The sequence below is a fragment of the Miniimonas arenae genome (assembly GCF_006351005.1).
Classification (GTDB): domain Bacteria; phylum Actinomycetota; class Actinomycetes; order Actinomycetales; family Beutenbergiaceae; genus Miniimonas; species Miniimonas arenae.
In genome coordinates, this window is record NZ_VENP01000086.1 from 1 (window position 1) to 6,677 (window position 6,677).

A 6,677-nucleotide genomic window follows, 5' to 3' on the forward strand; every position below is an offset into this window, starting at 1 on the left:
TTCCTCTCGCGAAAGGACGGACTTCCTCTCGCGAAAGGACGGACTTCCTCTCGCGAAAGGACGGACTTCCTCTCGCGAAAGGACGAAGATCACCTCGCGGAGAGGGCGGCCTCCACCGCCGCGATCTCGTCCGCGGAGAGGTCCGGCGCCGACGCCGCGGCCACCGTCCCGAGCAGCTGCTTGCTCGAGGACGCCCCGACGATCGCCGACGTCACCCGGCCCCCGCGCAGCACCCACGAGATCGCGAGCTGCGCGATCGTCTGCCCGCGCCCCTCGGCGATCGGCCCGAGCGCGCGGACCTTCGCCAGCCGCTCGGGCGTGAGGTGCTCGCTGCGGAAGTACCGGCCGTCGTGGCCCGCGCGGGAGTCCTCCGGCACGCCGTCGAGGTATCGGTTGGTCAGCAGCCCCTGCTCGAGCGGCGAGAACACGATCGAGCCGACGCCCTCGGCGTCCAGCACCTCCTGCAGCGAGCGCTCGTCGTCGGAGTCGTGCGCGCCGGGCTGCTCGATCCAGCGGTCCAGCATCGAGTACCGCGGCTGGTGGATCGTCAGGGGCGTGCCGAGCTCGCGCAGGATCGCGGCGGCGCGGGCGGTGTCGGCCGCGTTGTAGGACGAGATCCCCACGTACAGCGCCTTGCCCGCGCGCACGATCGCGTCCAGCGCGCCCATCGTCTCCTCGAGCGGGGTGTCGGGGTCGCGACGGTGGCTGTAGAAGATGTCGACGTAGTCCAGGCCCATCCGGCGCAGCGACTGGTCCAGCGACGCCACGAGGTACTTGCGCGACCCGCCGTCCCCGTACGGACCGGGCCACATGTCGTAGCCCGCCTTCGAGGAGATGACGAGCTCGTCGCGGAACGGGCGCCAGTCGCGCGCGAGGTGCTGGCCGAAGTTCTCCTCCGCGGCGCCGTACGGCGGGCCGTAGTTGTTCGCGAGGTCGAAGTGCGTCACCCCGTGGTCGAACGCGGTGCGCAGGATGTCGCGCTGCGTCACGCGGTCGTTGGCGTCGCCGAAGTTGTGCCACAGGCCGAGCGAGACGCGCGGCAGGCGGAGACCCGAACGCCCCGAAGGCGAGTACGCCATCGCGAGGTACCGGTCGGGGGCAGGGGTGTAGGCAGGGAAGACGTCCACCCCGACATGCTAGGGACGTTCGGCACCCGCTCGCCCGCACGTGCCCGACGGCGAGCCAGCCTCTCTGCACCGGGCCGGCGCTCGCGCGCCTGCCTCGCGCGTCAGGACTGGGTGATCCAGACCCCGACCGTCGTGGCGGCGAACGCGACCAGCACGAGGCCGAGCCACAGCCTCTCCCGGATCGTCATCGGCCCGAGGGTGGGTGCGTCGTCGTCCCCGCCCGAGCCGCGCTCGCGGGTGGCAGTAGCCGGCGTCCCGTCGGCGGGCGGATCGCTCGACGACGTGTCCCCCGTGTCGTCGGAACCGTCCGCCACCGCGGCCGACGCCGACGCGACGGCGACGTCGTCGCCTGGCTGCGCCCCGCCGTCGGACGCGTGCGCGGCGTCGACCGGACGTCCGGCCGGCTCGGTCGCCGTCGGCGGCGCCGGAACCTGCCCCGGCTGCCACGCGGCGAAGGACGCCTCGAGCACCGCGCGCGCCTGGTCGGTGAGGTGCTCGGGGGTGAGGTCCGCGCCGAGCGTGAGCACGCCGTCGGGCATGTGGGGGGAGGCGCCGTCGGCAGCAGCGAGCTCGCCCTCGTCCCGCGGGACGACGTCCAGCACGATCGCGGTCACGTTGTCCCGCGTCCCGACCTCGAGCGCGAGCGCCACCAGCCCCTCCGCCGCCTCGTGCGCGTCCCCGGATGCGAGCACGGGGGCGAACGCCTCCTCGGTGACGTAGTCCGAGAGCCCGTCGCTGCACAGCAGGATCCGGTCCCCGACGGCGACCTCCGCGGTCCGGCCGACGTCGGGCAGGTCGTCGCCGGTGTCGTCGATGGAGCGCAGGATGACCGACCGGAACGGGTGGTTGCGGACCTGGTCCGGGCTCAGCCGGCCGGTCTCGACGAGCCGCTGCACGTGCGTGTGGTCGGTGGTGAGCTGCGTGAGCACGCCGTCGCGCAGGCGGTAGATCCGGGAGTCGCCGATGTGCACGAGCTTGATGCCGGCGGGGGTGTCGGCGAGGGCGACGAGCGTGGTGCCCATGCCGGACATCTCGGGATCGGCGTGCGACATGGCGCGCAGGGTGTCGCGCGCGTGCTGCACCGCGTCGGTCAGAGTGACCGCGGCGAGCCGCCCGCTGCGCGCCAGCTCGGTGAGGGCCCGCATCACGACCGCCGAGGCGACCTCGCCCGCCGCGTGCCCGCCCATCCCGTCCGCGAGCGCGACGAGGCGCGCGCTGACGAGCGCGGAGTCCTCGTTGTTGGTCCGCACGGTCCCCAGGTCGGTGGCCGCGGCGGCGCGGAAGGAGACGGACATCCTCGCCATTCTCCCCTACACCAGGTTGCGCTTCTGCAACCAGCGCAGCGCGAGCCAGCCGAGCGGGACGCGGATCCAGAACGTGAGCAGCCGGAACACGAACGCGCTCGCGAGCGCGGCCGCCGCGCCCACGCCGGCCGCCCGCAGGCCCGAGCTGAGCGCGAGCTCGACGGTGCCGATGCCGCCCGGGGTCGGCACCGCCGACCCGGCCGCGTTGCCGGCCAGGTAGACGATCGCGAGCGACGTGAGCGGGATGCTCTCGCCGAACGCCGCGAGCGTGCAGCCGAACGCGGCGATGTAGCCGACGGTCATCACGAGGTTGCCGCCCAGACCCATGAGCAGGCGGCCCGGCTGTCCCACGACCCACACGAGCCGCGGCCAGATCTGCTGCAGGGTGGGCCGGATCTTCGCGAACACCCACGTGCGCACGCGGGGCAGCAGCAGGCCGACGCCCACCGCGGCCGCGACGGCCGAGACCCCGATCACGACGGCGCCCGACGGCAGCGTGTCCAGCGCGCCGGAGGAGCCGGTCACCAGGGCGATGCCGATGAGCAGCAGGATCGTCGTGACGAACTGGGAGACCTGCACCAGGGCGACCGTCGCGACCGCCATCGGGGTGTCGAGCCGGTTCTTCTGCAGGAACCGCAGGTTCATCGCGGCCGGTCCCACGCCGGCGGGTGCGACCAGCGCGACGACCGAGGCCGCGATCTGCACGAGCGACGTGCGCCAGAGGGACAGCCGGACCGGGGCGAACGCCACCAGCCCCATCGCCGAGCCGATGTACGTGAGCAGGCCGAGCACGAACGCCGCGGCCAGCCAGGCCGGGTTCGCCTCCTGCACGAACTCGACCATCTGCTGCAGGTTGAACGACGTCAGGACGAGCCAGCCGGCGACGGCGGCCACCGTGACCGTGACGATCGTGCGCACCGAGAACCGGCGCATCTGCATCGGCTGGACGTCCGCGACCGTCGGGATGACGCCGACGAGGATCTCCTGGACCTCCGCGAGCACCTTCTTGTTCCGGCGGGCCTCCGCGCGCGTGCGCTCGGGGAGCGCGACGGGCTGCAGGATCGGCGCGATCGCGATGAGGTCCTCGCGCGTCAGCGTGCGCGCGGCGCTCGCCATGGCGCGCTCGGCGCCCACCCGCAGGGCGAGCAGCGCCAGCAGGTGCGCGAGGTCGAGCCGCCGCGCGAGCTCGGGGGAGGACACCTCGCCCTGGGTCCAGCCGGTCAGGAGCACCTCGTCGTCGGCGTCGAGCAGGATCGCCTGGTCGTCGAGGTTGCGGTGTGCGAGGCCGGCGGCGTGCGCGGCCCGGACCTGCGCCCATATCCGGTCCAGCACCTCGTCGGTGAGGTGGCGGGTCTGCACGTCGGCGAACGTGCGGGTGCCCGAGACGTGCTCGGACACGAGGATCGCGGAGTCCTGCTCGGTGGTGAGCCCGCGCAGTGTGGGCGTGCGCACCCCGGCGGCGTCGGCCGCGTAGGACATCAGGGCCGCACGTTCGACGGCGGCGCGCAGCGACACCACCGTGCGGGTGCGCAGGCCGCGCAGGCGGATCGCGGACCAGAACGCGGCGAGCGCGCCGACGACCTGCCGGTCGCCGTCGAGCACCCCGACGTCCCAGACGCGGCCGGAGGAGTCGCGCACCGAGTAGATCCGGTTCTCCCCCTCCTCCTCGCCGATCACGGCCGTCGCGGTGCGCAGCGGTGGGCGGCCGCGCTCGGCGGACGTGGGCCGGGTGCCGTGGGGCGTCTGTGCCTGCGTCGCGGCGGGCGGGATCTCCTCGGTGATGACGGGGATCTCGGAGGAGAAGTCCCACGTCGTGGTGAGGCGCTCGCGGGCGGTCGCCGCCGTCGTCGGGCCGGCCGCGGCGTCGTGCGCCTCGTTCTCCCGCGCGCCCACGACGGCGGGGCGCGCCGCCGCGGTCGGGTCGCCCGTGCCGTGGCTCGCCTCGCGCAGGGTCGCGTCGTGCGCCGTGGCGGGCTCGCCGTCGGGCGCGTCCTCGTGCTGCTCGCCGCCGGCCGACGTCGCGGACTCGGGTTCGGCGTCGGGCGCGAGGTCGGCGGACACGCCGCTGTCGGTGACGTACCCGATCGGGTCGTCGGTCACGACGACGACGGGCTCGGCGCCCTCGATCGGGCGCCCGTCGATGATGCGCAGGACGCGCACGGGGTCGATGCCGCAGCGGCGCAGCGCACCGACGAGGTGCTCGCCGTAGGCGCGGTCGCCGAGCACGCCGGTGAGGTAGCGCGCCGCCATCCCGACCGTGCGGCCCACCAGCACCGAGGTGAGGGCGCCCGGCAGCGTCATGCCGTTGCGCAGGACCTGCAGCACGAGCGTGACCCAGAGCAGGTTCCAGGTCCACGCGACGAGGCGGCGATGGTCGGTCGAGCCGGTGACGGTGAGCAGCGCGGCGAGCGCCGCGATGCCCGGGACGAACGAGGTGCGCGGCGTCGTGACGGTGGTGACGCCGTCGATGAGCGCCTGCGAGCCGAACGTCGTCAGGGCCCACATCGCGGCGACCGTGAGCAGCGCCGCGATCGTCGCGGCGACGATCGCCTCGAGCACGAGCCGCGGCTGGCGGCGGATCAGGCGCTCGACGACGACCGCGGCCGGCAGCAGCACCGTCACGACGCCCTCGAGGAAGTTGACCGGGGCGAGCAGGACGGCGCGCAGCGCCGCCGGCAGCGCGTTCTGGACGTCCTGGGTCACGCCCTCGGTCGTCGCGTGCGCGAAGACCGCGAGCAGGAGCACGACGGCGATCCCCACCACCGCGACGACGGCCGCGACCAGGTCGCCGGGTCGCCGCAGGCGGTAGACGGGCAGGTCGAGGATCGTCACCTCGCGCTCGGGCGCGGGTGCGCCGGTGGCGAGCTGCGGGAGGCGACGCACGATCTCGGCGGTCTCGCGCTCGAGCGGGGGTTCGGGGGTGGTGGGCGCGTCTGGGTCCGCGTCGGCGTCCGCGTCGGGCTCCGAGCGCTCGCCGGCGGCGTCGGCCTGGGGTTCGGGCTCGCCCCGGGGCTCGGGCTCAGGCTCGGGCTCGGGCTCGCTGATCGCCCCGCCCTGGGGCTCGGGCTCGGGCGAGTCCTGCGGGTCCGGCTCGGTCTCGGCTCCGGGAGAGGTGGGCGTGGTCGCCGACGGGTCGCTCGCCGTCGGGCGCCGGACCGAGGGGTGCGAACCGGCGGCGCCGATCGACGCCTCGAGGGCGGCGCGGTCGAGCCGTTCCGTCGGCTGGTAGCCGGGGACGCCGGAGGTCCGGTCGCTCTCCGGCTCGTGGCTCACCCTGGTGAGTGTAGGTCGGCGTCTCCTCGCGCCGTCGGAGGCGACCGTGGACCGCGGTGCGCGGCGGACTCAGGCGAGGCCGAGCGCGGCGAGCCACGCGTGCGGGGCGAGGGCGTAGCCGACGAACGCGACGACGTCGATGAGGGTGTGGGCGATCACGAGCGGCAGCACGCGTCGGCCCCAGGACGGCACGAGGTAGTACCAGGCGAACAGGACGCCCATCGCGACGTTCCCGATCGCCATCCCCGGTCCCTGGTAGAGGTGGTAGCTGCCGCGCAGCAGGGCGCTCGCGACAATGATCGCCACGACGCCCCAGCGCAGGTCCCTGAGCCGCTCGACGAGGTAGCCGACCACGACCGTCTCCTCGAGGAAGGCGTTCGCGAGGGCCGCGAGGACGAGCACCGGCACGGTCCACCAGAACGCGCCGAGCGCCGCGGGCTGGACCTCGACGGTGATGCCGAGTGCGCGACCGGCGAGGTAGACCCCGAGTCCGGGGATGCCGACGGCGGCGGCGAGGCCGATCCCGTGCAGGAGGTCACGGCCCGGCTGCGCGAACGTGAGCCCGATGCGCCGCATCGCCGAGCGCCCGTTCGCAGACAGCAGGTAGAGCGCCAGCAGGGCGGGCAGGGCGAGGAAGACGATGCGGCGCAGCTGGTACAGGAGGTCGAGCCACGGGCGCGCGTTGATCGTGGTGTTGATCGCCGCGGTCTGCTCGCCGAGGGGCACGTCGATCGTGTAACGGTCGACGAGGTTGAGGATCGCGTAGGTCGCGCTGCCCAGGACCGTGACGCCGAGGACGAGCCAGACCTCGTAGGTCCAGCGGCGGCGCTGCGCCCCGGTGCTCGGGGGCGGGCACCCTGCGGGCGAAGCGGCTCCTGCGGGGGGTGCGGTGCTCGCGTCCGGCATGGGCAGGTTCTACCACCCGCGCCCGGGAGCCGACTGGAGGGCGGTGAAGACCCTTGACCTCATAGGG

4 protein-coding genes are annotated in these 6,677 nt (G+C 74.2%); all 4 read right to left on the bottom strand.

Features of this window, described 5'->3' with window-relative positions; translation table 11 throughout:
- Positions 1–89: 89 nt before the first annotated feature.
- Complete coding sequence (locus tag FH969_RS14265) at positions 90–1,079, bottom strand: aldo/keto reductase (protein WP_139987844.1); 990 nt, start codon at positions 1,077–1,079, stop codon at positions 90–92.
- A 149-nt stretch (positions 1,080–1,228) separates the two neighbouring features.
- Positions 1,229–2,422, bottom strand: a complete 1,194-nt coding sequence (locus tag FH969_RS14270; RefSeq protein ID WP_180359820.1) for a PP2C family protein-serine/threonine phosphatase — start codon at positions 2,420–2,422, stop codon at positions 1,229–1,231.
- 15 nt (positions 2,423–2,437) lie between these two features.
- Complete coding sequence (locus FH969_RS14275) at positions 2,438–5,704, bottom strand: lysylphosphatidylglycerol synthase domain-containing protein (protein ID WP_180359821.1); 3,267 nt, start codon at positions 5,702–5,704, stop codon at positions 2,438–2,440.
- 69 nt (positions 5,705–5,773) lie between these two features.
- Complete coding sequence (locus FH969_RS14285; RefSeq protein ID WP_139987842.1) at positions 5,774–6,610, bottom strand: CPBP family intramembrane glutamic endopeptidase; 837 nt, start codon at positions 6,608–6,610, stop codon at positions 5,774–5,776.
- Positions 6,611–6,677 lie beyond the last annotated feature (67 nt).